Annotated in this window: 21 protein-coding genes and 1 tRNA gene; 9 read left to right on the forward strand and 13 right to left on the reverse strand. The window is 67.0% G+C overall.

Features of this window, described 5'->3' with window-relative positions:
- Positions 1 to 57 precede the first annotated feature (57 nt).
- The 3 genes from D9V32_RS14555 (at position 58) to der (ending at position 3,465) form a co-directional block, all read left to right on the forward strand.
- Positions 58 to 1,158 carry a prephenate dehydrogenase gene (locus tag D9V32_RS14555; RefSeq protein ID WP_121649644.1) on the forward strand — a complete coding sequence of 367 codons (1,101 nt, stop codon included), beginning with the start codon at positions 58 to 60 and terminating at the stop codon, positions 1,156 to 1,158.
- Positions 1,159 to 1,830 (forward strand): (d)CMP kinase, encoded by a 672-nt coding sequence (gene cmk / locus D9V32_RS14560; RefSeq protein WP_121649645.1) that lies wholly within the window; start codon positions 1,159 to 1,161, stop codon positions 1,828 to 1,830.
- A gap of 117 nt (positions 1,831 to 1,947) precedes the next feature.
- The gene (gene der / locus D9V32_RS14565) at positions 1,948 to 3,465 is read left to right on the forward strand and encodes a ribosome biogenesis GTPase Der (protein WP_121649646.1); all 1,518 of its coding nucleotides are present in this window, start codon (positions 1,948 to 1,950) and stop codon (positions 3,463 to 3,465) included.
- Between the two features lie 63 nt (positions 3,466 to 3,528).
- Here der and D9V32_RS14570 read toward each other — a convergent pair whose 3' ends face one another.
- Genes D9V32_RS14570 through D9V32_RS14590 form a run of 5 tightly spaced genes read right to left on the reverse strand, consistent with a single transcriptional unit; the run spans position 3,529 to position 8,469 of the window.
- A complete protein-coding gene (locus D9V32_RS14570; protein ID WP_121649647.1) occupies positions 3,529 to 4,371 on the reverse strand; it encodes an ABC transporter ATP-binding protein in 843 nt (280 codons plus the stop codon).
- The gene (locus D9V32_RS14575; protein ID WP_121649648.1) at positions 4,368 to 5,156 is read right to left on the reverse strand and encodes an ATP-binding cassette domain-containing protein; all 789 of its coding nucleotides are present in this window, start codon (positions 5,154 to 5,156) and stop codon (positions 4,368 to 4,370) included. The genes D9V32_RS14570 and D9V32_RS14575 overlap by 4 nt, the downstream gene beginning before the upstream one ends.
- A complete protein-coding gene (locus D9V32_RS14580; protein ID WP_121649649.1) occupies positions 5,153 to 6,007 on the reverse strand; it encodes an ABC transporter permease in 855 nt (284 codons plus the stop codon). The genes D9V32_RS14575 and D9V32_RS14580 overlap by 4 nt, the downstream gene beginning before the upstream one ends.
- Positions 6,004 to 6,957: an ABC transporter permease gene (locus D9V32_RS14585; RefSeq protein WP_121649650.1), complete on the reverse strand. Its 954-nt coding sequence runs from the start codon at positions 6,955 to 6,957 to the stop codon at positions 6,004 to 6,006. The genes D9V32_RS14580 and D9V32_RS14585 overlap by 4 nt, the downstream gene beginning before the upstream one ends.
- Positions 6,958 to 6,966: 9 nt before the next feature.
- Positions 6,967 to 8,469: an ABC transporter substrate-binding protein gene (locus tag D9V32_RS14590; protein ID WP_121649651.1), complete on the reverse strand. Its 1,503-nt coding sequence runs from the start codon at positions 8,467 to 8,469 to the stop codon at positions 6,967 to 6,969.
- A 183-nt stretch (positions 8,470 to 8,652) separates the two neighbouring features.
- Between D9V32_RS14590 and D9V32_RS14595 the strand changes: the two genes are divergently transcribed.
- Positions 8,653 to 9,174: an SIP domain-containing protein gene (locus D9V32_RS14595; protein ID WP_121649652.1), complete on the forward strand. Its 522-nt coding sequence runs from the start codon at positions 8,653 to 8,655 to the stop codon at positions 9,172 to 9,174.
- Here the strand turns inward: D9V32_RS14595 and D9V32_RS14600 are convergent.
- From D9V32_RS14600 to D9V32_RS16590, 3 genes are all read right to left on the reverse strand, one after another.
- Positions 9,171 to 9,533 (reverse strand): Fe-S oxidoreductase, encoded by a 363-nt coding sequence (locus D9V32_RS14600; protein ID WP_121649653.1) that lies wholly within the window; start codon positions 9,531 to 9,533, stop codon positions 9,171 to 9,173. The two genes, D9V32_RS14595 and D9V32_RS14600, sit on opposite strands and share 4 nt — an antisense overlap.
- Positions 9,534 to 9,662: 129 nt before the next feature.
- Positions 9,663 to 10,418 carry a PspA/IM30 family protein gene (locus D9V32_RS14605; protein ID WP_121649654.1) on the reverse strand — a complete coding sequence of 252 codons (756 nt, stop codon included), beginning with the start codon at positions 10,416 to 10,418 and terminating at the stop codon, positions 9,663 to 9,665.
- 90 nt (positions 10,419 to 10,508) lie between these two features.
- Positions 10,509 to 12,539 carry a TPM domain-containing protein gene (locus D9V32_RS16590; RefSeq protein WP_183086337.1) on the reverse strand — a complete coding sequence of 677 codons (2,031 nt, stop codon included), beginning with the start codon at positions 12,537 to 12,539 and terminating at the stop codon, positions 10,509 to 10,511.
- A gap of 341 nt (positions 12,540 to 12,880) precedes the next feature.
- Between D9V32_RS16590 and D9V32_RS14615 the strand changes: the two genes are divergently transcribed.
- Both D9V32_RS14615 and D9V32_RS14620 read left to right on the forward strand, forming a co-directional pair.
- The gene (locus tag D9V32_RS14615; protein WP_121649656.1) at positions 12,881 to 13,633 is read left to right on the forward strand and encodes a gamma-glutamyl-gamma-aminobutyrate hydrolase family protein; all 753 of its coding nucleotides are present in this window, start codon (positions 12,881 to 12,883) and stop codon (positions 13,631 to 13,633) included.
- A gap of 78 nt (positions 13,634 to 13,711) precedes the next feature.
- Positions 13,712 to 14,557, forward strand: coding sequence for a DUF3097 domain-containing protein (locus tag D9V32_RS14620; RefSeq protein WP_121649657.1), 846 nt, complete (start codon positions 13,712 to 13,714; stop codon positions 14,555 to 14,557).
- 95 nt (positions 14,558 to 14,652) lie between these two features.
- Here D9V32_RS14620 and D9V32_RS14625 read toward each other — a convergent pair whose 3' ends face one another.
- The 3 genes from D9V32_RS14625 to D9V32_RS14635 all read right to left on the reverse strand — a co-directional run bounded on the left by D9V32_RS14625 (position 14,653) and on the right by D9V32_RS14635 (position 17,022).
- Positions 14,653 to 15,858, reverse strand: a complete 1,206-nt coding sequence (locus D9V32_RS14625) for an MFS transporter (protein ID WP_121649658.1) — start codon at positions 15,856 to 15,858, stop codon at positions 14,653 to 14,655.
- 292 nt (positions 15,859 to 16,150) lie between these two features.
- Positions 16,151 to 16,223 (reverse strand) — tRNA-Arg (locus D9V32_RS14630).
- A gap of 94 nt (positions 16,224 to 16,317) precedes the next feature.
- The gene (locus tag D9V32_RS14635) at positions 16,318 to 17,022 is read right to left on the reverse strand and encodes a hypothetical protein (RefSeq protein ID WP_183086338.1); all 705 of its coding nucleotides are present in this window, start codon (positions 17,020 to 17,022) and stop codon (positions 16,318 to 16,320) included.
- 106 nt (positions 17,023 to 17,128) lie between these two features.
- Between D9V32_RS14635 and argS the strand changes: the two genes are divergently transcribed.
- Together argS and D9V32_RS14645 are read left to right on the forward strand one after the other, a co-directional pair.
- Entirely contained in the window at positions 17,129 to 18,796 is a 1,668-nt protein-coding gene (argS, locus tag D9V32_RS14640; protein ID WP_121649660.1) for an arginine--tRNA ligase, read from the forward strand.
- Positions 18,797 to 18,911: 115 nt separating this feature from the next.
- Positions 18,912 to 19,754 (forward strand): LmeA family phospholipid-binding protein, encoded by an 843-nt coding sequence (locus tag D9V32_RS14645; protein WP_183086339.1) that lies wholly within the window; start codon positions 18,912 to 18,914, stop codon positions 19,752 to 19,754.
- Between the two features lie 64 nt (positions 19,755 to 19,818).
- Here the strand turns inward: D9V32_RS14645 and deoC are convergent, their stop codons facing one another.
- Together deoC and D9V32_RS14655 are read right to left on the reverse strand one after the other, a co-directional pair.
- Positions 19,819 to 20,517 carry a deoxyribose-phosphate aldolase gene (deoC, locus tag D9V32_RS14650; RefSeq protein WP_220700720.1) on the reverse strand — a complete coding sequence of 233 codons (699 nt, stop codon included), beginning with the start codon at positions 20,515 to 20,517 and terminating at the stop codon, positions 19,819 to 19,821.
- 77 nt (positions 20,518 to 20,594) lie between these two features.
- Complete coding sequence (locus D9V32_RS14655) at positions 20,595 to 21,017, reverse strand: hypothetical protein (protein WP_121649662.1); 423 nt, start codon at positions 21,015 to 21,017, stop codon at positions 20,595 to 20,597.
- 97 nt (positions 21,018 to 21,114) lie between these two features.
- On the opposite strand from D9V32_RS14655, the gene D9V32_RS14660 reads away from it, so the two are divergent.
- Positions 21,115 to 21,702, forward strand: a complete 588-nt coding sequence (locus D9V32_RS14660; protein ID WP_121649663.1) for a CGNR zinc finger domain-containing protein — start codon at positions 21,115 to 21,117, stop codon at positions 21,700 to 21,702.
- The last annotated feature ends 21 nt before the right edge of the window (positions 21,703 to 21,723 follow it).

Here is a 21,723-nt window from a genome sequence, read left to right on the forward strand (position 1 = left end):
CCGCTTCTAACCCAAACGGGGTTTGTGAGCACGCCCGATCTGAGATAAACAGGAACGATGCTAGAACAGAAATCCGTCGCGACCCGCACCCGCGGTCCGGTACGCATCGTGGGTGCCGGCCTGCTGGGCGCGAGCCTCGGTCTTGCGCTGCGCGAAAAGGGCGTCGAGGTCATCCTTGACGATGCCTCACCGAGTAATCTTCGCCTCGCCGTTGACTATGGCGCGGGGCGTCTGCCCGTCGAGGGTGACGCACCCGCGCTCGTGATCGTGTGCGTACCGCCCGACGTCGTAGCCGATGCGGTGGAGCGCGCGCTGCTCGATTACCCGGATGCCGTGGTGACCGATGTGGCGAGCGTGAAGCTGGCCCCGCTGCGCGCACTCGAGGCGCGGGGTACCGATCTCACCCGCTACATCGGTTCGCACCCGATGGCCGGGCGTGAACGTGGGGGAGCGATCTCCGCGCGGGCCGACCTGTTCTTTGGTCGCCCCTGGGTGATTTGCCGCGATGAGGAAACCCGTCGCGAGGACCTGGCGCTGATCGAGGCCGTGGCGCTCGACGTGGGCGGCGTCCTGATCGAGATGACCCCCGAGGAACACGACGCCTCGGTGGGCCTCGTCTCGCACCTGCCGCAGCTGGTGTCGAGCCTGCTCGCCGCCGGTCTGTCGGATGCCCCGGATGCGGCGATCCAGCTCGCCGGGCAGGGCCTGCGCGACACCACCCGGCTCGCTTCGAGCGCGCCGGAACTGTGGCTGCAGATCCTCGCCGCAAACTCCGGCCCCGTGGTCGAGGCGCTCGAGGGCATGATCGCCCGCCTGAGCGCCGTGACCGACGCCCTGCGCGACCCGGATGCTCCCGGTGCCCGCCGCGCGGTGGCCGATGCCATGGCCGCCGGTAACTCCGGTGTTGCCCGCATCCCGGGCAAGCACGGGCAGTCGCAGCGTTTTGCCACCATCGTAGTGATGGTGGACGATACTCCCGGCCAGCTGGGCCGGCTCCTCACCGAACTGGGTGAGATCAATGTCAACATGGAGGACCTCCGCCTGGAGCACTCACCCGGTGCCCAGATCGGCCTGGCCGAGATCGCGGTCCTTCCCGAGGTTAAGCAGCGCACCATCGAGGATCTCGGGGCGCGCGGCTGGAGAATCGCGAGCGTATAGATGTCAAACGTATTTGTGGTGGCCATTGATGGCCCGGCCGGCAGCGGAAAGTCCTCGGTCTCGAAAGCTGCGGCCAAGCAGCTCGGTTTCGCCTACCTGGACACCGGTGCCGCCTATCGCGCCCTGGCCTGGTACCTGGATGACGCCGGGGTCGATGGCTCGGACACCGCCCTGGTGATCGCCTCGCTGCCGGCATTCGAGTACCGCATCGGCACCGATCCGGACGAGTACTTCGTGCTGGTGGGATCCACCGAGGTCACCGAGGCCATCCGCGAACCGCGGATTTCCGCCCTGGTGAGTCAGGTGGCCCGGGTTCCCGAGGTACGCACCTTCGTCAATAACCTCTTCCGCACCATTATTGCCTCGAGCGAAAAGCCGGGTATTGTGGTGGAGGGACGCGACATCACAACCGTGGTGGCTCCGGACGCTCCCGTTCGGATTCTGCTCACCGCCTCGGAAGAGGTGCGCGCCGCACGCCGTGGAGCCGAGCTCAGCGGCGATGCCGCCAAGACCGCGGCCGCCGCGCTCGCCAAGCGGGATCGTGCCGATTCCGCCGTGACCGAGTTCATGACCGCCGCCGAGGGAGTAGACACCCTCGATTCCACCCACCTCGACTTCCCGGCCACCATTGCCGCGGTTGTCGAGCGGGTAAACCGGGCTCGCAACATCTGAGCCGTCATCACAACCGAATAGACCCGCAGGTGTCCACCGACCCCGGCGGTACGATCGCCCCGCGATCACCATCGAGCCCGCAACACCTGGGCTCTCACCAGAAAGAGAACACCGCAGATGTCACCTGACAACTACGAAGACCTGCCCGCGGACGAAGACTTCGCCGAGCGCCTCGAAGGCCTCGATGACGAGCTCGTCAGCCAGCGCGCCAGCGCGCTGCGCCTGGGCCTTGAAGAATACGACCTGGATGAGGACGACTTTGACGTTCTTGCCGGTGTCACCGATGACCCCAACGCCATCCGCTACCTGCCGGCCCTGCCGGTGGTTGCGATCGTGGGCCGCCCGAACGTGGGTAAGTCCGCGCTGGTCAACCGCATCCTCGGTCGCCGCGAGGCCGTCGTGGAGGACACCCCCGGCGTGACCCGTGACCGCGTCACCTACAAGGCCGAGTGGAATGAGCGCAAGTTCTCCCTCGTCGACACCGGTGGTTGGGAGCCCGACGCTCGCGGTATCGACGCCTCCGTGGCCGCTCAGGCCGAAGTCGCGATCGAGCTCTCCGACGTCGTGATGTTTGTGGTGGACTCCAACGTGGGCCCCACCAGCACCGACGAGCACGTCGTGAAGCTGCTGCGCAAGATCAACAAGCCCGTATTCCTCGTGGCCAACAAGGTGGACGACGTGCGCCAGGAGCCCAACGCCGCCTCGCTGTGGTCGCTGGGCCTCGGCGAGCCGTGGCCGGTTTCGGCCCTGCACGGTCGCGGTGTCGCGGACCTGCTTGACGCCATCATGGAGAAGCTGCCCGAGATCTCGGCCGTGGCGAAGCAGGAGGTTGGCGGACCCCGCCGCGTCGCGCTGCTCGGTCGTCCGAACGTTGGTAAGTCCAGCCTGCTGAACAAGGCCGCCGGTGAGGAGCGCGTGGTCGTGAACGACCTCGCGGGAACCACCCGTGACCCGGTGGATGAGCAGATCACCCTGGCCGGAAAGGTCTGGCGCTTTGTGGACACCGCCGGTATTCGCCGCCGGGTGCACCTCGCTCAGGGTGCCGACTTCTACGCCTCGCTGCGTACCTCCGCGGCCCTGGAAAAGGCCGAGGTTGCCGTGGTGCTGCTGGATGTGACCCAGCCCATCTCCGAGCAGGACGTGCGCATCATCGACCTGGTGCTGGAATCCGGTCGTGCCCTGGTCCTCGCCTTCAACAAGTGGGACATGCTGGACGATGACCGCCGTCGCTACCTCGAGCGTGAAATCGAGCAGGACCTCGCCCACGTGGCCTGGGCCCCGCGAGTGAACATCTCGGCCCGCACCGGTCGTCACCTGGAGAAGCTGGTCCCGGCCCTCGAGCTCGCGCTCGAGTCGTGGGACACCCGCATCCCCACCGGTAAGTTCAACGCCTTCCTCACCGAGCTCGTTGCCGAGCACCCGCACCCGCTGCGTGGTGGCAAGCAGCCGCGCATCCTGTTCGGTACCCAGGCGATCAGCCGTCCGCCCACATTCGTGCTGTTCACCACGGGCTTCCTGGACCCGGGTTACCGTCGATTCATCACCCGCCGCCTGCGCGAGGTGTACGGCTTCGAGGGTTCGCCGATTCAGGTCAACATGCGTGTGCGCGAAAAGCGCGACCGCACCAAGAAGTAGTCGCGAGACGCCGCCGCGGCCATCCGGTTTTCCGGGCGGCCGCGGCCGCGTTTAACCGGGGAGTCAGGCTCCGGGCAGGGGGAGTGCCGAGGCGAGCAGCCGCGAAGTGTAGGGGTGCTCGGGGGTCGCAAAGACCCGGGCGGTGGGCCCGTGCTCAACGATCTGCCCCTCGTGCATGACGGCGACGGTGTCGCACAGCTCCTGCACCACGCCGAGGTCGTGCGAGACCATGATCAGGCTCAGCCCGAGTTCTGCGCGCAGCGAGACCAGGAGTTCGAGAATCTGTGCCCGCACGGTGACGTCCAGGGCGCTCAGGGGCTCGTCTCCGACCAGGAGGGTGGGTCGATGCACGATCGCCCGTGCAATGGCCACACGCTGCCGCTGGCCGCCGGAGAGCTGGTGCGGGTAGCGCTCGGAAAAGTCTGCGGGCAGCCCGACCTGCACCAGGACCTCGCGCACGCGCGCTCGGCGGTCCCCGGCGACGCCCAATCCGATGAGGGGTTCGGCGATGATGCGGCCCACGCTCATGCGCGGGTCAAGGGAGGCGTAGGGATCCTGGAAGACCACGCCGGTGTGCTGACGGAACCAGTTGAGGGTCTTTCCGCGGATCTGCTTGCGCACCGAGCCCTCGGCACTCACGATCGTCTGGCCGTGGAAGTCGACCCGGCCGCTGCTCGGGGCATCCAGCGCGGTGAGCAGGCGCACGAGCGTGGTCTTGCCCGAGCCGGACTCGCCCACGATGCCGAGGCTATCGCCATCGTGCATCACGAGATCGGTGGGGGAGAGCGCGGTGCGGGCGCGGCCGTTCGCCGCCCCGCGCGGCGCGTGATAGCTGCGGCCCAGCCCCACGGCCTGCAGCAGGGGCGGGCCGGGGAACCAGGCGGTATCGGGGTTCTGCACGGTCATTCTGTGCCTCCCGGACGGAACGCGGTACGGCGGGCGGCGGCGAGCAGCCGCTGACCGAGCTCGGATACGGGGGCGGTGAGTAGCTGCGGCACCGGGGCCGATTCCACCATCCGCCCCTCGGACATCACCACCGCATGATCGGCAATGCGTGAAAGCACCGCGAGGTCGTGGGTGATGAACAGCAGGCCGCTGCCGCTGCCACGCACCAGCTCGTCAAAGGTGGCCAGGATCTCAGACTGCACGGTGACATCCAGCGCGGTGGTTGGTTCATCGGCCAGCAGGTAGCGCGGATGGGCGGACAGCGCGGCGGCGATGCTGACCCGCTGCCGCTGGCCACCGGAGAGCTCATGCGGGTAGCGACGCAGGATCTCGGTGGGCTCGGGCAGCCCCACCCGCCGCGCGAGCTCCGTGCCCCGCTCGCGGGTCTGGGCCCGCGTCAGCCCCTCATGAATGCGGGCGGGCTCGGCGATCTGCGCGCCGATGCGGCGCAGCGGGTTGAGCGCCGTCCGCGGTTCCTGGAAGACCATCGCGACCCGGGCACCGCGAATGCGTGCGAGCTCACGGTCGGAGCGCCCGAGGAGTTCCTCGCCATCCAGCCGGATACTGCCCGAGGCGTGCGCGCCCTCGGGGAGGAGCCCGAGGATCGCGAGTGCGGTCAGCGACTTCCCCGAGCCGGATTCCCCGATCAGGCCGAGCCGTGCGCCGGGGGCCACCTCGAAACTCACCTCGTGCACCACGACGCGCTCGCCAAACGCGATGCGTAGATTATCGACGATCAGGCTCATGCGTTGCCTCCCGCGGATGTAGCCGGCTCGGACAGGGTGGGGTCGGTCACATCGCGCAGGCCGTCGCCCAGCAGATTGAGGCCGAGTACGGTCACGGTGATCACGGCACCGGGCCAGAACACCGAGAGTGGCTGGATGCCGATGTAGGTCTGCAGCTCGGAGAGCAGCCGGCCCCAGGAGGGCGTATCCGCCGGCGCACCGTATCCGAGATAGCTCAGCCCGGCCTCGGCGAGCACCGCCAGTGCCATGCCCCAGGAGAGCTGCACGATCACGATGGGGGCGATGTTGGGGAGCACGTGGTGTCGCAGGATGCCCCAGCTCCCGATTCCCGAGGCACGGGCAGCGAGCACGTAGTCGGCGGCGAGCACCGTACGAATTTCCGGGCGGGTGACCCGGGCGATATTCACCCCGAAACTGATCGACACGGCCACGATCACCACGAGCAGCGAGCCACCCCAAGCGGCCGCCAGCAGCATCGCGATGAGCAGGGTCGGGAACGCGATCAGGACGTCGATGAGCACCGCGACGCTCTCGCGAACCCAGCGCCGGGTGAGCGCCCCGAACGCGGCAAGCAACAACCCGACGATTCCCGCGCCGAGGGCCGAACCCACGGCGACGAGGACGGTGACGCGGGAGCCCGCGAGGATGAGGCTGAAGATATCCCGGCCGGAATTATCGGTGCCAAACGGATACTCCCAGGTGGGCGCGAGCCAGCGCCGGGTGGAGTCGGTAAACACCGGGTCGTGCGGGGTCCACACCAGGGAAACCCCCGCGGCAACCAGGAGTACCGCCACGACGATCAGGCCGAACAGGCCCGCCGGATGGCGCAGCAGACGTGAGAACCCACTCATGCGGTGACCTCCCGGGCTCGGGGATCCACCAGGCGGTGAATGACGTCGACGAGGGTGCCAATGATCAGCACGATCGCGGTCAGCACGAGAACCTCGCTCTGCACCTTCGTGAGGTCGCGGTTACCCACATCGGCCACCAGCATTCGCCCGATGCCGGGCAGGGTGAAGAGGTTTTCGACCAGCACCGTGCCCACGAGCAGCCCGGCCACCTGGATGCCCAGTACCGAGACGATCGACAGCGCGACGCTCGGTAGCCCGTGGGTGAGCAGGGCTCCGGTGCGGGTACGACCGGCGGCCGCGGCGGTACGGATGAAGTCCTGCCCCATGACGCCGAGCGTCGCCGAGCGGACAAAGCGCAGCAGCGCGGCACCCTCGATAATGCCGATCGTGATCGCCGGCAGCAGGAGCGAACGCAGCGCGGCTCCGGGATCGGACCACCCCGCCCGAGGGAAGCCCTGCGCGGGCAGCCAGCCCAGCCAGAGCGAAAACACAATCACGAGCAGCATGCCCGCCCAGATCACCGGCACCGCGGCCAGCGCCTGGGCCGAACCGCTCAGCACAAACCCGGCCGGGCGACCGCGACGCAGGGCCGCCGCGACACCCAGCGGCCCGGCAATGGCCAGCCCGATCAGCATCGACAGCAGCGCGAGTGGCAGCGTAACCTGCGCCTTCTCGGCAATCTCGCTCGCCACCGGGGTCCCGGTCACCACCGAGTTGCCGAGGTCGCCGCGCAGCAGGCCACCCACCCACTCGAAGTACTGCACCGGAAGGGGGCGATCAAGCCCCAGGCTCTCTCGAATCGCCGCGATCCGGGCCGGGGTGGCGTCCGTCCCCGCAATGACCTGCGCCACATCCCCGGGCAGAAAACGCAGCGCCAAGAAAATGAGCACGCTCGCCACCGCGAGCCCCAGCACAAGCAGGAGCCCGCGGGAAAGCAGGAAACGGGTCACGAAGGTGTGTTATCGGGTGACGGTCAGATTGGCGAGGTACAGGCGGGAGGTGGTGGAGTCCGTCGGGAAGCCGGTCACGCCCGAACGCACGGCGGTGAGGGATTTCCCGGTGAACAGCCAGTCGGCGGGATTGTCCGCGGCCACCAGGCGTGCGGCCTCGGCGAGCTTTTCATCAACGACCTTCGGATCGGTGGCGGCCACCGACTCGGCGTAGAGCGCCTGTACCGTGGGGTTGTTGTAACCGAAGTAGTAGTCCGGGTTCGTCCAGTTGGAGAAGTCGCGGGACTCCGCGTGGTTCACCAGCGACAGATCAAAATCGTGGTTGGTGTACACGTCGTTCAGCCAGGTGGGGAACTCCACCCGGTTGACCTTCAGCGTGACACCGATGTTCTTGAACTGCGAGGTGAGGACGTTGGAGATCACGGTGGGGTAGTGGTTGGCCACGGTGAGGGTCAGCGTGAGGTTGCTCTGACCCGCCTCGGCGAGCAGCGACTTGGCCTTTGCCGGGTCGAACGTGATCTCCTTGGTGAGATCCTGATAGCCGGGATCGAGCTCGGGGATCGGGCCGCCCTGGGGCACACCCGCGCCACCGATCGAGTCGATGATCGCCTGATGATCGATGCCGGTGCGCAGCGCCTCGCGCACCTTCGGGTCGGCCAGGGCCGGAACCTTCGGGTTGAACACGAGCGTGTACTTATCGGTGGTGCGGCCCTCGGTCACCTTCACATCGGCGTCGCGCGCGAGCTGCGGGCGCAGGTTGGCGTCCACGCCGGTCTGGACGTCGAGATCGCCGGTGAGGGTCGCATTGATTGCGGCCGTGGGATCCTGAATGTAGCGGAAGGTAATCTCGCTGACCTTCGCCTTGGCACCGTAATAGTCGTCATTGCGATCCAGGGTCAGGCTGTCGCCCTGCTTCCAGGCGCCCTTCTTCAGCAGGAAGGGCCCGGTGCCGTTCGCGGAGGTCGCGAGGTCGTTGGTGGCCTTCTCCTCGAGGATCTGGCCCGCGCGTCCGCCGAGGTTCCAGAGCAGGTTGCTGTCCGGATTCGACAGGGTCAGTACCACCGTCTGCGGGTCGGGGCTCGTTACCGTGCGAATGGCGGCGATGGTGGCGTGATCCTTGACGCTCGCGTCATCGAGTACCTGGGTGAGCGACCACACGACATCCTGCGCGGTGAGCGCGTTTCCCGAGTGGAAGTGGACGTTCTCATTCAGCGTGAACGTGTAGGTCAGGCCATCCGGCGAGACGGTGTGCGACTTCGCGAGGGAGTCCGCCACCGAGCCGTCGGCTTCGCGCCGAACGAGACCCTCGTAGACGTTGTCGAGCAGTACCTGATCGAGGGCGACGCCGGAGGTCTTGCGGATGTTGAGATCGGTCGGTTCGAGCACGAGCCCGACCGTGACGTGGGCATCGCTGCCGTCTGTTTTATCCGGAGACGGGGCAGCGCAGCCACTGAGGGCCAGAACGGTGGCCAGGCCGGCTGCCAGGGCAAGCCGGGAACGAGGGGTGCGCATTGGGGATGCCTTTCAAAGCGTCGGGTGGGCCGGGTTAGCCCTCCCTATTTTCACTCACTATTCACCGAATTATCGTCCGCCCGGGCGGGTTGGGCAATTTGTGACGAAATCGACACGGGAACGAATCCGCCGGGAAAAATCACCCCTGGTGCTCAGGGTTAGGTAAGCCTATACTGAAGTGAAATGATCTCCACAGACGCACCCACCCGCATCCGCCGCGCCCCGCACTCTCCCGCTGGTCACGCGCATCGTGTTACCCACCTGGTGGCCGGCACGCTTGCGGATCTCCCCGAGATTGAGGCCCTGCTGGCAACCCTGCCGATGTGTGCCACGGGTCGCGTCTTTATCGAGGTGGACACCGCGGACCAGGTGAGCGTGCTGAGCGCCCCGAGCCGCATGGTGGTTTCCTGGCTCGTCCGTGCCGAGCGCACCGGTGCTCCCGGGTCGGGCCGCGCGTGTGCTCCCGGTCAGGCGCTTTCGCGTGCCGTGCAGGGCTGGTCAGCCGAGATGCTGTGTACCGAGAGCGTGAGTGCCGATCAGGCCGCCGAACAGCCCCGTGTCGATGCCCAGCGTGACGCCGCGGCTCAGGTCTGGCTGGGTGGCCCGTTTGATGCGGTTGCCGACTGCTTCGACTACCTCACCGAAACGCTCGCCCTGCCGGCTTCCGCCGTACAGACGCCGGTACGTTTCGGGCTGAACCGCTAACCTCGCGGCAGGTACCCACCGTCTTCGAGCCCGGCTTCGATCTCGAAGCGGTTCTTCAGCGGGTTGCGTCCGGCCAGGGCATAGAGCAGCGGCATGAGCATGCCATAGCGCTGCCACTGGCGCTTGTGAATGGCCTCGTGGCGGAGCACCGTGGGGGAGTCATTATTCGAGGTGAGATAGCAGCCGCCCACGCAGACGCCGCCGCGCCCGAACGCCCAGTTGGGGAGGCCGGTGAACACGATGAGGCCGGCCTCTCGGCGAATCCTGCCGGTGGACCACAGCGCGCCCCAGACACAGCCCACGGCGGTGGCGTAAAGGTAGCCGAGACGGCTAATCCAGGAATCAAGAAACGGGTTCATGAGCGGCTTTCTCCGGGGAACGGGTGCTGCCGGTAACGCTACCACCGCGGGCCATGCGTCGCGGGCGACGTGACCGGGGGATGCGCAGCGGGCCCGGGACGACGCGTCCCGGGCCCGCTGATGGTCGGGCTACTCGAGCGCCGAGTATCCGCCGCCCTCGATGCTGGCCGGGGCCTTGCCCGCCTTCAGTGCGGCGAGGCGGGCATCCACCTCGGTGAGCTCGCCGAGGTCGTCGAGCGATTCAAACTGCGCATCGAGGCTCGAGGAGGCGAGCTCGGCCTGGCCGCGCACCTTTGCCTCTTCGCGCCGAATCTTGTCTTCGAAGCGCGACACCTCGCTGGTGGGGTCGAGAATATCGATGCTCTTGACGGCATCGGCCACCTTCGACTGTGCCTCGGCCGACTTTGCCCGGGCCACCAGCTCGCTGCGCTTCGACTTCAGCTCCTCGAGCTTCTGCTTCATGCCGGTCAGGCCGGCCTTGAGCTTGTCGACCACCTCGGTCTGCGCGGCGATCTGCGGTTCCGCGGCGCGGGCCTCGTTTTCGGCGCCGATTTGGCGCTGCAGCGCAACCTTGGCGAGGTTGTCGAACTTATCGGCGTCGGCGGCGTTGCCGGCCGCACGGAACTCGTCCGCCTTGGAACTCGCGGCGAGAGCCTTGCGTCCCCAGTCCTCCGCGGCCTGGAGATCCTCGCGGTGGTCGTCCTCGAGCAGGCGCAGGTTGCCGATGGTTTCGGCGATGGCACCCTCCGCGTCCGAGATTGATCCGGTGTAGTCCCGCACCAGCTGGTCGAGGATCTTCTGCGGGTCCTCGGCCGAATCGAGCAGGGCATTGATATTGGCTTTGGCGAGGGTCGCGATGCGACCGAAAATCGACTGCTTTGCCATGGTGTGCTTCCTTTCGATGATGAAACTGACAGTGACGAGTGAAACTGGAACCGCGAGTGAAATTTGTGTCCGTGGGCGTCTGACTGCCGGCTAGAAGCGTCCGCCTCCGCCGCCGGAGCGCCCGCGACCACCGGAGGGTGCGCTGCCGCCCCCGCCGCCTCCACGGCCACGGCTGCCGCCCCCTCCGTCGCCGAAGCCGCCGCCCCCACCAAACCCGCCTCCACCGCCGAAGCCGCCGCTTCCGCGACCGCCGCCGAGGAGGGAGTTGATGATGATGCCGCCGAGGATTGCCCCGCCGAGACCGCCGCCGGAGTTGTTTCCGCCTCCGCCGCCAAACATGCCGCCGTCGCCCCCGGAGAATCCGCCGACATCGCGCTGGGCGAGGGCCAGGGCCTGCCGGCCGAGGGAGTCGGCGCGCTGAGCATGGGTGAGCGCGGTCTGCGGGTCGGTGGCGGCGAGTTCGCGTGCCTGTACGAACGAGCGTCCGCCCTCGGCCAGGGCCGTACGGGCGTCGGCACCGATGGCGCCGCGCCGGGAGACGATGTAGTCCTCCGCCGCGGAGAGCTGAGACTGTGCGGACACCAGGGTGGACTGCAGCGAGGCGCTCTGCCGCTCGGCGGTGACCTGAATGCCGCGCGCCTCCTCGAGTACCCGGGTGAGCGCCTGATCGGTGTCGTGGAGCTTTTCCAGGGCCCGGATCGGGTCGCTATCGCTCCGTGCGACGCTCACCGATTGAGCGGCGGCATCGACTACCGCGTCGTAGCGGCCGGCCGCACCCGGGAGCCCGCGGATCGCGGCGAGGTCGTGTTCGAGATCGGCGATCTGCGCGGTCACCTGCGTGGCCGCGGATGCGAGTTCATCGCCGTGCCGGCCGATGGCGGCGGTGAGCGCCGAGGCCTGGGCCGCCGATTCCTGGGCGGCATGAATGGCCACGGCGGCGGGGGAGCGCTCCTCCGATGCGAGCTTCTCCTCGGCCACGCGCAGGGCGTCGCGCGCAAACGTGACCCGCTCGGTGGCCTGCTGCACGTTGTCGGCGATGGGGGCCAGCGCCGATGCGGCGTAGCGCTCGCCGAGGGCCGAGTACGCGATGCGGGCGGGCTCGATCGAGGCCTCGGCCGCGTCGGTTTCCGCGTGCACGGCCTGGATGAGTCGGGGCGCATCGGTTTCGATCTTGCGCAGCTGCTCGAACGCCGCCGCCTCGTTTTCCAGGGCGGTGATGGACTCGGTGCACAGCTCGATGATGCGCGTGTTCCAGTCGCGGGTTTCCTGCTCGGTATCCGGAACATCATCGGTGAGCTTCTGCTTGAGCGTAAATGCTTCGGCGAGGTGCGCCCGGGCGGTATCCAGCGCGGTGCCGAACTCAACGGTGGAGGCCTCGCCGTACTGCGCGATGGCGAATCCCAGCTCCTGTTCGGCCGTCTTGACCGCGTCGTCGGCGGCGATCAGCGCGCTGCCCGCCTCACGCTCCAGCTCGGCGATGGGCCGGGCGTTCGTGCCGGCAGGGCCGCCGGGGGTCGCTGCGCGGCGACGGCGACGGAGAACGATGAAGATGACGAATGCGATGATCGCGATCACCAGGAGCACCAGGAGGATACCCCAGTCGCTGCCCGTTCCGTCCTTGCCTCCGGCCGAACCGGTGTTCTTGCCCGCGAGACCGTCTACCGCGGCGAGTGCGGCTCCCGCGTAGTTGTTTGCGGAGAGCTGCGGCCGAATGAGGTCCTGCTCGATCTGGGTGAGACGCTCATCGCTGATCGGGCCGTTCTGCGGTGCCGAGAGGAAGTAGGTGCGGCCCTCGGTGGCGATCGCCAGGAGGTACTGCTTGGCACCGAGACCGTTCTTGATCGCCACGGCATCGGCCCAGCCCTGGGCATCCTCGGGGCTTTCGAAACGATCGACGTACGCAACCCAGAGGTCCAGCCCGGAGGAGTTCGAGAGGGAGGCGATGGCCTGCTCGACCTTCGCCACATCCGCGGCGGAGAGCACGCCCGAGCGGTCCGCGATGCGGGTGCTACCCAGATCAATCGGGGTCTGGGCCGGGAGCACGCCCGGTGCCCGCGCGCTGACGGGTTCCCCAGCCGAGATCAGCTGCGTCGTGAGCACCTGTGCCTGGGGTGCCGTCACTTGGGGTACCGTCGCGCTGGCGCCGCTCGCTGTGGCGAGCCCGCCGAGTAGGAACAGGGTGGTCAGGGCGAGCCCGGTTCGGGCGCGCGATGGGGCGACACCTCCCGATCGTGGATACCTCCGTCGGCGCATGCGCACCCACCCTCCCCTTGGCTTTCGGCGTACGTTACGGCGAGTCTAGAGCGGGATAACGCATGCCGTCCACAAACGTTTGGCATCAATTTGGGGGACGGCACCGGGGTCATATGACCGAAGATGACGCCCGAAGCTCGCATCTTGAGCGTTTTACACGCAGAATAGAGAAAGTGTCCGCCACCGATTTCGTGAAAGGAGCCCCGAACATGTCGAACGAACGCGAACTCGCCGTGATCGAGGTAGTCTCCCAGCGTCCGCATGCGCGGGCCTACGAACGGTACACCCGGGCCATGATCGACGGGCTTGTGGCCCGTGCAGAGCTCGCCGGTTGGTCGGTTACCCGCGTCTGCGCGGAAGACCTCGGCACCGATCGCCTGCTCGCCGCCACGCGCGACGCCGACGCCATCGTGGTGTGCGGCGGAGAAGACATCGACCCCCGCTTCTACGGCGGGAGCGAGGTTTACGAGGGTCGTGGAAAGCACTACCCTACGGCCGATGCGGCTCAGATCGCCGTGGTTCAGCGCGCCGCCACCGTCGGTACGCCCCTGCTCGGCATCTGCCGCGGCCACCAGATCATCAACGTGGCCTTCGGCGGCTCGCTCGTTGAGCACATCGAGCACCCCGGTCACCGCAACGAGTTTCTGCCGATCGAGTACCTCCTCACCGAGCACCCCGTTTCGCTTGCCCCCGACTCCGGCCTCGCCGAGACCCTGGGTGGCGAGTACATCCTCGGCCAGAGCGCACACCACCAGGTGATCGAGACCCCGGGTGAGGGCCTGAAGGTTGTCGGCTGGGCCCACGACGGCCTGCCCGAGGCGGTCGAGCACACGAGCCTCCCGATCACCGGTGTGCAGTGGCACCCGGAGGCCCCGGCGGCACCCGTGGAACAGCTCGATGCCCTGCTCGGCGGTCTTGCCGCCCAGCTGTCCGCGCGCTCGCGCGAGCTTGTCGCCGCCTAGGACTCATCTTCGTCGCTTCGGCGATCCCGTGTCGGCACGGTTTTGAGACGGCTCGGCAGCTCAGGATAGGTTGGGCTCGTGGACTTTGATCAATACGGCGAAGACGTACTCTCCGGTAACTGGCGTACCCGCGGCACCAAGACCTCCACCGAGATCCCCGCCGACAACGGCCTCGTTGTCGAGGAGGTACAGAGCGGCTGGGTGGGCGCGGTCGTGGGTATCGAAACCCGAATGGTGAAGCTCGAGGATCGTTTCGGCAAGGTGCGGGTTTTTCCGCTCGGCCCGGGTTTCCTGGTCGATGGCCAGCCGGTGTCCCTCGTGGTGCCCAGCCGAACCCAGGCACCGGTGCGTAAAAAGACGGCCTCCGGGTCGTTTGCGGTGGCGGATGCCCCGGCCCGGGTGGCGCGTGCCAGTCGCATCCTCGTGGAGGGCCGACACGATGCCGAGCTGGTCGAAAAGGTGTGGGGCGATGACCTGCGCATCGAGGGCGTCGTGGTCGAGTATCTCGGCGGTATCGACGACCTGGATGCCCTGATCGCGACCTATCAGCCCGGCCCGGGCAAGCGGATCGGTGTGCTGGTTGATCATCTCATCCCCGGTTCCAAGGAGAGTCGCATCGCCGAGAAAGTACGCGCCGGGAAGTACGGCGATTCGGTGCTTATCGTTGGCCACCCCTACATTGATGTCTGGCAAGCCGTGCTGCCCTCCCGCCTCGGTATTCAGGAGTGGCCCACCATTCCGCGGTCGATCGAGTGGAAGAAGGGTATCTGTCGAGCCTTTGGTTGGCCCTACGACGATCAGGCGGATATCGCCCGCGCCTGGCAGACCATCCTCGGCCGGGTGCGCACCTACACCGACCTTGAACCGGCTCTGCTCGGTCGGGTCGAGGAGCTGATTGACTTCGTGACGGGCGAGCCCGAATAGCGACACCGCGGCCGACCGAAAACCGGCCGACCGCGGTGAGAATGCCCGAGGAGTGAGCGTGATGTCGTCGTTTCCTCGCGCGAGATACTTCCGGCCTAGACCTCGGCCGGGGTGACCGGTGCGGCCGCGGCGCGTGCCCGGGCGAACTCGCCGCCGCGCAGCCGGCCCGCGACCATCAGTACGAGCAGCGCGCCGAGGGTCATTGCGGCACCCACCCAGAGCGGAGAGGTGTAGCCGAGTCCGGCGGCGATGGTGAGCCCGCCGAGCCAGGCACCGAGCGCGTTGCCGATGTTGAATGCGGCCACGTTGGCGCCGGAGGCAAGGGTTGGGGCGGCCTCCGCATGAGACATGATGCGCATCTGCAGGGGCGGGACGGTGCCGAAACCGAATCCGCCCATCAGGAGCAGCGCCACGATGGTGACGATCGGGTTCTGTGCGGCCGCGGCGAAGATCGCGAGTACGACGGTCAACCCGGCAAAGGCGATGACGAGGGTGCGGGCGGGGAAGCGGTCGGTGAGCTTGCCCGAGACGATGTTGCCGGTGAACATGCCGGCGCCGAAGACGATGAGGAGCCAGGGCACGGCGGCGGTTGCAAATCCGGATACCTCGGTCAGGGTAAATGCGATGTACGTAAACGCACCGAACATCCCGCCGAAGCCCAGGATGGTGAGCACAATGGAGTACCACACCTGGGGGTTACGGAATGCGGCGATTTCGCGGCGCAGCACGCCGGGCACCGGCTTCTGGCGTGCGTTGGACGTACTCGGCACGAGGATCACGATGCTGACAAACGAGACGATGCCGATGATGGTGATGGCCCAGAACGTTGAGCGCCAGCCGGCCGCCTGGCCGAGCAGCGTGCCGAGCGGAACCCCGGCGACGTTTGCGATGGTGAGCCCGGCAAACATCGTGGCGATGGCCGCGGCCTTTCGCTCTGCACTCACGAGCCCGGTGGCGACGACGGTGCCGATGCCGAAGAAGGCACCGTGGCAGAGGGCGGCGAGGATGCGGCCGATCATCATCATGGAGTAGTCGGTCGAGAGCGCCGAAACCAGGTTGCCGGCGATGAAGAGGATCATCAGCCCGAGCAGGGCGCGCTTCTGGTCGAAGCGGAGGAGCGCGGCGGTGAGGAATACGGCACCCACGGCAACGCTCAGTGCGTATCCGGAAATAAGGTATCCGGCGGCGGTTTCGCTGACCCCGAGGTCGCGGGAGACCTCGGGGAGGAGGCCCAGGATTCCGAACTCGGTGAGTCCGATGCCGAATCCGCCGATGGCGAGGGCATAGAGGGCGAGGGGCATGACGTGTCTCCTTGGTCGCGGGGGCGCGCTATCGACGTCGTCCCACGGAAATATCCCGCGCCCGCATTAGTTGCAGGCGCGGGATATATTGTTGCACGCGCGGGATACCCGCGCAAGCGCGAACATCGCGATGAGCGGGAAGGCCCGGGTCAGGCACGGGAGACGCGCAGCGGATACGCGGGTGTGAACGTCCCCGGCGCAGCGGCGCGGGGTGAGGGATCGTCAGTGATCCTGAGGTCGCGACTTAAAAGAAAAACTGCGACAGGGAAAACCCTGTCGCAGTTTGCATTTGTGCCCCCGGAGGGATTCGAACCCCCGACCTGCGGTACCGGAAACCGACGCTCTATCCCCTGAGCTACGGAGGCGCACGAGTGCTACATTAGCACTCTTTATGAGGGTGCTTGAACCGCCACGGCGCGTCGGGAATGCGACACGCCGTGGCGGTATCGGGCGGCGGGGTTAGAGCTTTGCGGCCTTCAGTGCGGCAATCGCCGGGGTGCTCAGCATCTCGATCGCACCCGGTTCGGTGAACTCCTCGGAGGCGAACACGATCCAGTAGTTGCCCACGAAAATCTGAGCCTCGTTCACGCGCTTACCGTTCTTCAGCAGCTTCGGCCCGAAATAGCCCTCGTCGGGCAGGGCCGTGTAGGTCGGAACCTGCTGGCTGGTTTCGGCCGCCTCATTCTTGAGGTCCTCGATCGTGGCCGCATCCAGCGAGGCAACGGCGACGTCGATGACGGTGTTGCTGGAGTTATTGGTCAGCTGGCAGTGGATGCCGCCGATGTTGGTGATGCGCTCGGCCGTGCCGCCGGCGGCGGGTGCGCCCGAGGTGGCACTGACGTTGGGGTTGTATGCGTATACGGTCTCCGGGGTGAGCAGCTGCGCACAGGTAATCGGGACGACACCGCTCTCCAGCTCGGGCGCATCCGGGGTGGCCGAACCACTCGGTGCCGTGCTCGAGCCGGGGCTTGCCTCGCCACCGGGAGTGGCCGATGCGTCGGGACGGTCCGGTGTGGCGTCGGCCGAGGCGCTTGCCGGAGCGCTTGCGGGGGCGCTCGGATCGGAGCCGGCCGAGGGGGCACAGGCGGTCACGAGCAGAAGGCCTGCGGTGGCCAGGGCGAACAGGCTCGCGCGTCGCGCGGAGCGGGGAAGAGACATGCTCACGATGGGGTCCTTTCAAACCGAACTCCTCGACGTTAGCAATAAACGGCGTGAGATGCCGGGATCTCCGGGGTACTCTGAGATATCCGCGCGCCTGTAGACTGGGCGGGTGACCCCAGATGACCTTTCACTTGCCCTGTACAACATCGTGCTGCCGCTGGCCGAAGCCGCCCGCGCCGGATCCTCAGACGAGATTTCTCGTGAGGACATCACGCTGGAGCGTCCGAAGAACCGCGACCACGGTGACTGGGCCTCGAACCTGGCAATGAAGTTCGGCAAGAAGCTGGGCATCAACCCGCGCGAGCTGGCCACCAGCGTCGTTGCCGCCCTCGGCGAGATTGACGGCGTAGCCGGTGCCGAGGTTGCCGGCCCGGGCTTCATTAACATCCGTCTGGACGCCGCCGCTGCCGGTGCCCTGGCGAAGACCATCGTCGAGGCTGGCCCCGCCTACGGTCAGGGTTCGAGCCTGGCCGGTGAGTCGATCAATCTCGAGTTCGTGTCGGCAAACCCGACCGGGCCGCTGCACATCGGCCACACCCGCTGGGCCGCACTGGGCGACTCTCTCGGCCGCGTGCTGCGTGCCGCCGGTGCGAAGGTCGCCAACGAGTACTACATCAACGATGCCGGCAACCAGATGGACAACTTCGGGGCCTCGATCCTCGCGTCCATCCGCGGCGAGGAAACTCCGGAAAACGGATATCCGGGTGCCTACATCGCCGAGCTGGGTGCCGCCGTGCTGGCCGCCCACCCGGAGATTACCGAGCTTGACGACCAGGCCGCTCTCGACCTCGCGCGCGAGGCCGGTTACCAGCTACAGCTCGCCGAGATTCGCGAGTCATTGGAGCGCTTCAACGTGCACTTCGACGTGTGGTTCAGCGAGCGTACCCTGCACGCCGCGGGCGACAATGGCGAGCCGAGCGCGATTGACTCCTCGATCGACCGTCTGCGCGAGCAGGGTCACGTGTATGACAAAGACGACGCTATCTGGGTGCGCACCACAGATTTCGGTGATGACAAAGACCGCGTGATCCGTCGTGGCAACGGTGCGTTCACCTACTTCGCCGCCGATGCCGCCTACTACCTCAACAAGGGCGACCGCGGCTTCCAGCACAAGATCTACCTGCTGGGTGCCGACCACCACGGTTACGTTCACCGCCTGAAGGCCGTGGCCGGTGCTGCCGGAGACAACCCCGAGCGCGACATCGAGGTGCTGATCGGACAGCTGGTCTCGGTCAACGGCGCCCGCCTGTCCAAGCGAGCGGGCAACATCATCGAGCTGAACGACCTGCAGGCCTGGATCGGGACCGACGCCCTGCGCTACTCACTCGCGCGCTACCCCGCCGATTCGCCCATCTCGCTTGACCCCGAGCTGCTGCGCAAGCGCACCAACGACAACCCGGTGTTCTACGTGCAGTATGCCCACGCCCGCACCTGCGCGGTCGCCCGCAACGCCGCCGAGTCCGGCGTGGATCGCTCCACCTTCGCTCCCGAACTGCTGGTTCACGAGAGCGAGTCGGCCCTGCTCGGCGCCCTGCAGGAGTTCCCGCGGATCGTGGCCCAGGCCGCGACCCTGCGCGAGCCGCACCGCGTGGCCCGCTACATCGAAGAGGTCGCCTCGCTCTACCACCGCTGGTACGACGCCTGCCGCGTGCTGCCGTTTGGTGACGAGGAGGTCGGTGACCTGCACCGCACGCGTCTGTGGCTAAATGACGCCACCGGTACCGTGCTGCGTAACGGACTGGAGCTGGTGGGCGTCGACGCCCCCGAGCGCATGTAACCCCGCCTGAAACGCCCACCCGATTGTGAATCGGGTGGGCGTTTTTGCGTGGTGTCGGAGCGAGGGCGATCGAGCGTTATCCTCGGAGTAGAGGAATCGAATCGGGGAGTGCAGAGTGAGTGATCGGGATCAACCCGAGGTATCGGCAAACCAGGAGCTGTTCGAACGGCTCAACGCGGCCCGACTTGAACATGAGGCGGAGCCGCCGAAGCCCAAGCGAACCGGACGCCGGTGGATCGTCGGCGGCGTGCTGAGCGTGGTCCTGGCGGGCGTGCTGGGTGGTGGCGTCCTGATCGCCAACAACCTGGTGCGCGGCGTCACCGAGGACACGGTGAAGCAGCTTGCGGAATCCGCCGGGGCGACCTTCCAGGGGCCCGTGGGCGTCAAAATCAAGGGTGACTGGCCGCTCTTCCAGTTCCTGTCCGGTTCGTTCGCGGACGTCGAGATCAGCGCCCAGAACGCGGTGATTCGTGGGGTACCACTGAGCTTCGATATCCGCGCTCAGGGCGTGCCGATCGATCCCAAACGCCCGGCGGACGCCGCACAGATGAGCCTCGTCGTTGACCAGGACGGTCTCAACGACTTCATCAAGGCACCCACCCCCGGTGGCGCGCTGACGCTCGGCGATGGGGTCTTCGGATACCTGGAGAAGATATCCGGTCCGTTCGGTATCGAGCTGGGTGCGCAGATTACCGCGAGTCCCGCGGTCTCCGGCACCACGCTGACCCTGAAACCCGTGGGTGCCGAGATTACCTCCCCGGTGGGAAACCTCAATGTCGACCCGATCGTGAAGGCGATCCTCGGCAAGGATCCGATCCCGGTGTGCCTCGCCGATCGTCTGCCGCCCGGTGCCGAGCTGAACGCGTTGACGGTGACCCCGCAGAACGCGACCATCGTGATCGATGTGAAAGACATCGCGCTGACCGGTGACCTGCTGAGTAGCCGGGGGAAGTGCTAGCTTTCGGACACGCAAACGGCCCCGGTCTCGCTCTCGCGAGACCGGGGCCGTTTTGCGTGGTGTGCTAGTAGCCCGCGGGGCCGTCGGTGGCCGAGTCGGCCAGCAGCGCAGCGCTGCCCGAAACACCCAGGCGGGTGGCGCCGGCGGCGATCATGGCCTCGGCCTGCTCGCGGGTGCGCACTCCACCGGAGGCCTTGACGCCCAGGCGTCCGCCCACGGTCTTGGCCATCAGGGCAACGGCGTGTACCGAGGCGCCACCGGCCGGGTGGAACCCGGTGGAGGTCTTCACGAAGTCGGCGCCGGCGCGCTCGGAGGCCTCACACACGGCCACGATCGCCTCATCCGACAGTGCGGCGGACTCGATGATGACCTTGAGCAGGACCGGAGCCGGAGCGGCCTCGCGGACGGCGCGAATGTCCGCCTCCACGTCGGCGTAGCGGCCCTCGATGGCGGCACCGATGTCGATCACCATGTCAACCTCGTCCACGCCCTGGCTCGCGGCCAGTGCGGCCTCGGCCGACTTGATGGAGGAGTGGTGCTTACCGCTGGGGAATCCGCACACCACGGCGAGGCTGAGGTCGGCATCGGCGGGAATCTGCACGGGCAGAACCGAGGGTGACAGGCAGACGGCCTTGGTACCGAGGCGGGCGGCCTCAGCGATGGTGGCCTCCACGTCCGCGGTGGTCGCGGTGGGGGCCAGCAGGGTGTGGTCAATGAACCGCGCCAGTTCGGCGGTGCTCAGGGGGGAGTTCGACTCAGTCACGGTACTCGCCTTCGAAATAGGGGATGATGCTTCCAGCCTACTCGGGTGGGCAGGCCGAGCCGAGCCCCGCCCGAGTGTTAGAGGCGGATGCCTCCGTGTGGCTGCTCATCGGCGTAGGCCAGGAGGTCCTGATACGTCTGTCCCTCGGGTCGATAGAAGCGGTTCGTGGTGTCGGATCCGAGGGTCGATTCTGCGATCAGTCTGGAGAACGTGAGGGCGGCGGAGAGGGGGCGGTGGCTGACCACGACATGGTCGAAGCGCCCGCTCGCATCGCGGTGCATGGTGGCGGTGGCGGTGATGGGGCGGCCGGCAACGACGGCCTGGTACTCCTCCACCAGGTAGTCATCGTGCTCAAAGCGGAACCGATCAACGCGCTCACTGTAGAACTGGCTGACGACGGCGAGCTGGGCCAGTACGGCGTCGCGTCCGGTGAGAACGCCGTTCATGACGGTGCCCTCGAGGGTGACATCTTCGGCGAGGTTGTCCTTAAAAGAGGCCATGAGAAAGATCCTTTTGACAGTGGTGTATGTGTTTTGATTATGTCATGTTTGACATAATCGTTGAGCATACACCTCTGTCGCACGGTATGCTAGCGGCATGCAAAAAGTGAGTGAGCGATACGGCGTCACCCGGGGTCCCGGGGACGCGGGTGCGGTTCAGGACCTCCTCAACACCTTCTCCAGCGGACGCATCACGAAGCCGGACGTCCTGGCGGACGTCGACACAGCCCGAAACTGGTGGGAGAGTCGCGGGGTCGAGGATCCCCCGGTGGCAGCGGGAACAGGGGATCCCGCACGGCTGCGTGAGCTGCGGGATGCGCTGCGCCGCACCCTCACCGAGGAGGCTCCGGAGACGCCGTCGGATGTGCGGCCGGATTTCCCGCGGGCCCGCGGAGCCCTCACCCTGAGCCTCGCCGCTGATGGGAGCGTGATCGCAGCGAGTGCCGAGGACGGATGGGAGGGTGTGGTTTCTCAGATGCTCCTGCATGCCTATCGTGCCCAGCAGGATGGAACGTGGCGTCGCCTCAAGGTGTGCAAGAACCCGACCTGTGGTGTGGCCTTCTATGATCGATCTCGAAATATGAGCGGGGTCTGGCACGACGCACAGGTGTGCGGAAACATCGCCAATCTGCGTGCCTCGCGCGCGCGGAAGCGAGCGCGTGAAGACGACCGCCGCGATCCGTGACATGTGCGTGAATCGGCATAC

This window comes from Mycetocola tolaasinivorans (assembly GCF_003667565.1).
GTDB classification, from domain to species: Bacteria; Actinomycetota; Actinomycetes; order Actinomycetales; family Microbacteriaceae; genus Mycetocola; species Mycetocola tolaasinivorans.

Excerpts from the sequence above, each read along its gene's own strand:
- D9V32_RS14555 (WP_121649644.1), top strand. The coding sequence starts at position 58 with ATGCTAGAACAGAAATCCGTCGCGACCCGCACCCGCGGTCCGGTACGC.
- cmk (WP_121649645.1), top strand. The coding sequence starts at position 1,159 with ATGTCAAACGTATTTGTGGTGGCCATTGATGGCCCGGCCGGCAGCGGA.
- der (WP_121649646.1), top strand. The coding sequence starts at position 1,948 with ATGTCACCTGACAACTACGAAGACCTGCCCGCGGACGAAGACTTCGCC.
- D9V32_RS14570 (WP_121649647.1), bottom strand. The coding sequence starts at position 4,371 with ATGACCGTGCAGAACCCCGATACCGCCTGGTTCCCCGGCCCGCCCCTG.
- D9V32_RS14575 (WP_121649648.1), bottom strand. The coding sequence starts at position 5,156 with ATGAGCCTGATCGTCGATAATCTACGCATCGCGTTTGGCGAGCGCGTC.
- D9V32_RS14580 (WP_121649649.1), bottom strand. The coding sequence starts at position 6,007 with ATGAGTGGGTTCTCACGTCTGCTGCGCCATCCGGCGGGCCTGTTCGGC.
- D9V32_RS14590 (WP_121649651.1), bottom strand. The coding sequence starts at position 8,469 with ATGCGCACCCCTCGTTCCCGGCTTGCCCTGGCAGCCGGCCTGGCCACC.
- D9V32_RS14595 (WP_121649652.1), top strand. The coding sequence starts at position 8,653 with ATGATCTCCACAGACGCACCCACCCGCATCCGCCGCGCCCCGCACTCT.
- D9V32_RS14600 (WP_121649653.1), bottom strand. The coding sequence starts at position 9,533 with ATGAACCCGTTTCTTGATTCCTGGATTAGCCGTCTCGGCTACCTTTAC.
- D9V32_RS14605 (WP_121649654.1), bottom strand. The coding sequence starts at position 10,418 with ATGGCAAAGCAGTCGATTTTCGGTCGCATCGCGACCCTCGCCAAAGCC.
- D9V32_RS14615 (WP_121649656.1), top strand. The coding sequence starts at position 12,881 with ATGTCGAACGAACGCGAACTCGCCGTGATCGAGGTAGTCTCCCAGCGT.
- D9V32_RS14625 (WP_121649658.1), bottom strand. The coding sequence starts at position 15,858 with ATGCCCCTCGCCCTCTATGCCCTCGCCATCGGCGGATTCGGCATCGGA.
- D9V32_RS14655 (WP_121649662.1), bottom strand. The coding sequence starts at position 21,017 with ATGGCCTCTTTTAAGGACAACCTCGCCGAAGATGTCACCCTCGAGGGC.
- D9V32_RS14660 (WP_121649663.1), top strand. The coding sequence starts at position 21,115 with ATGCAAAAAGTGAGTGAGCGATACGGCGTCACCCGGGGTCCCGGGGAC.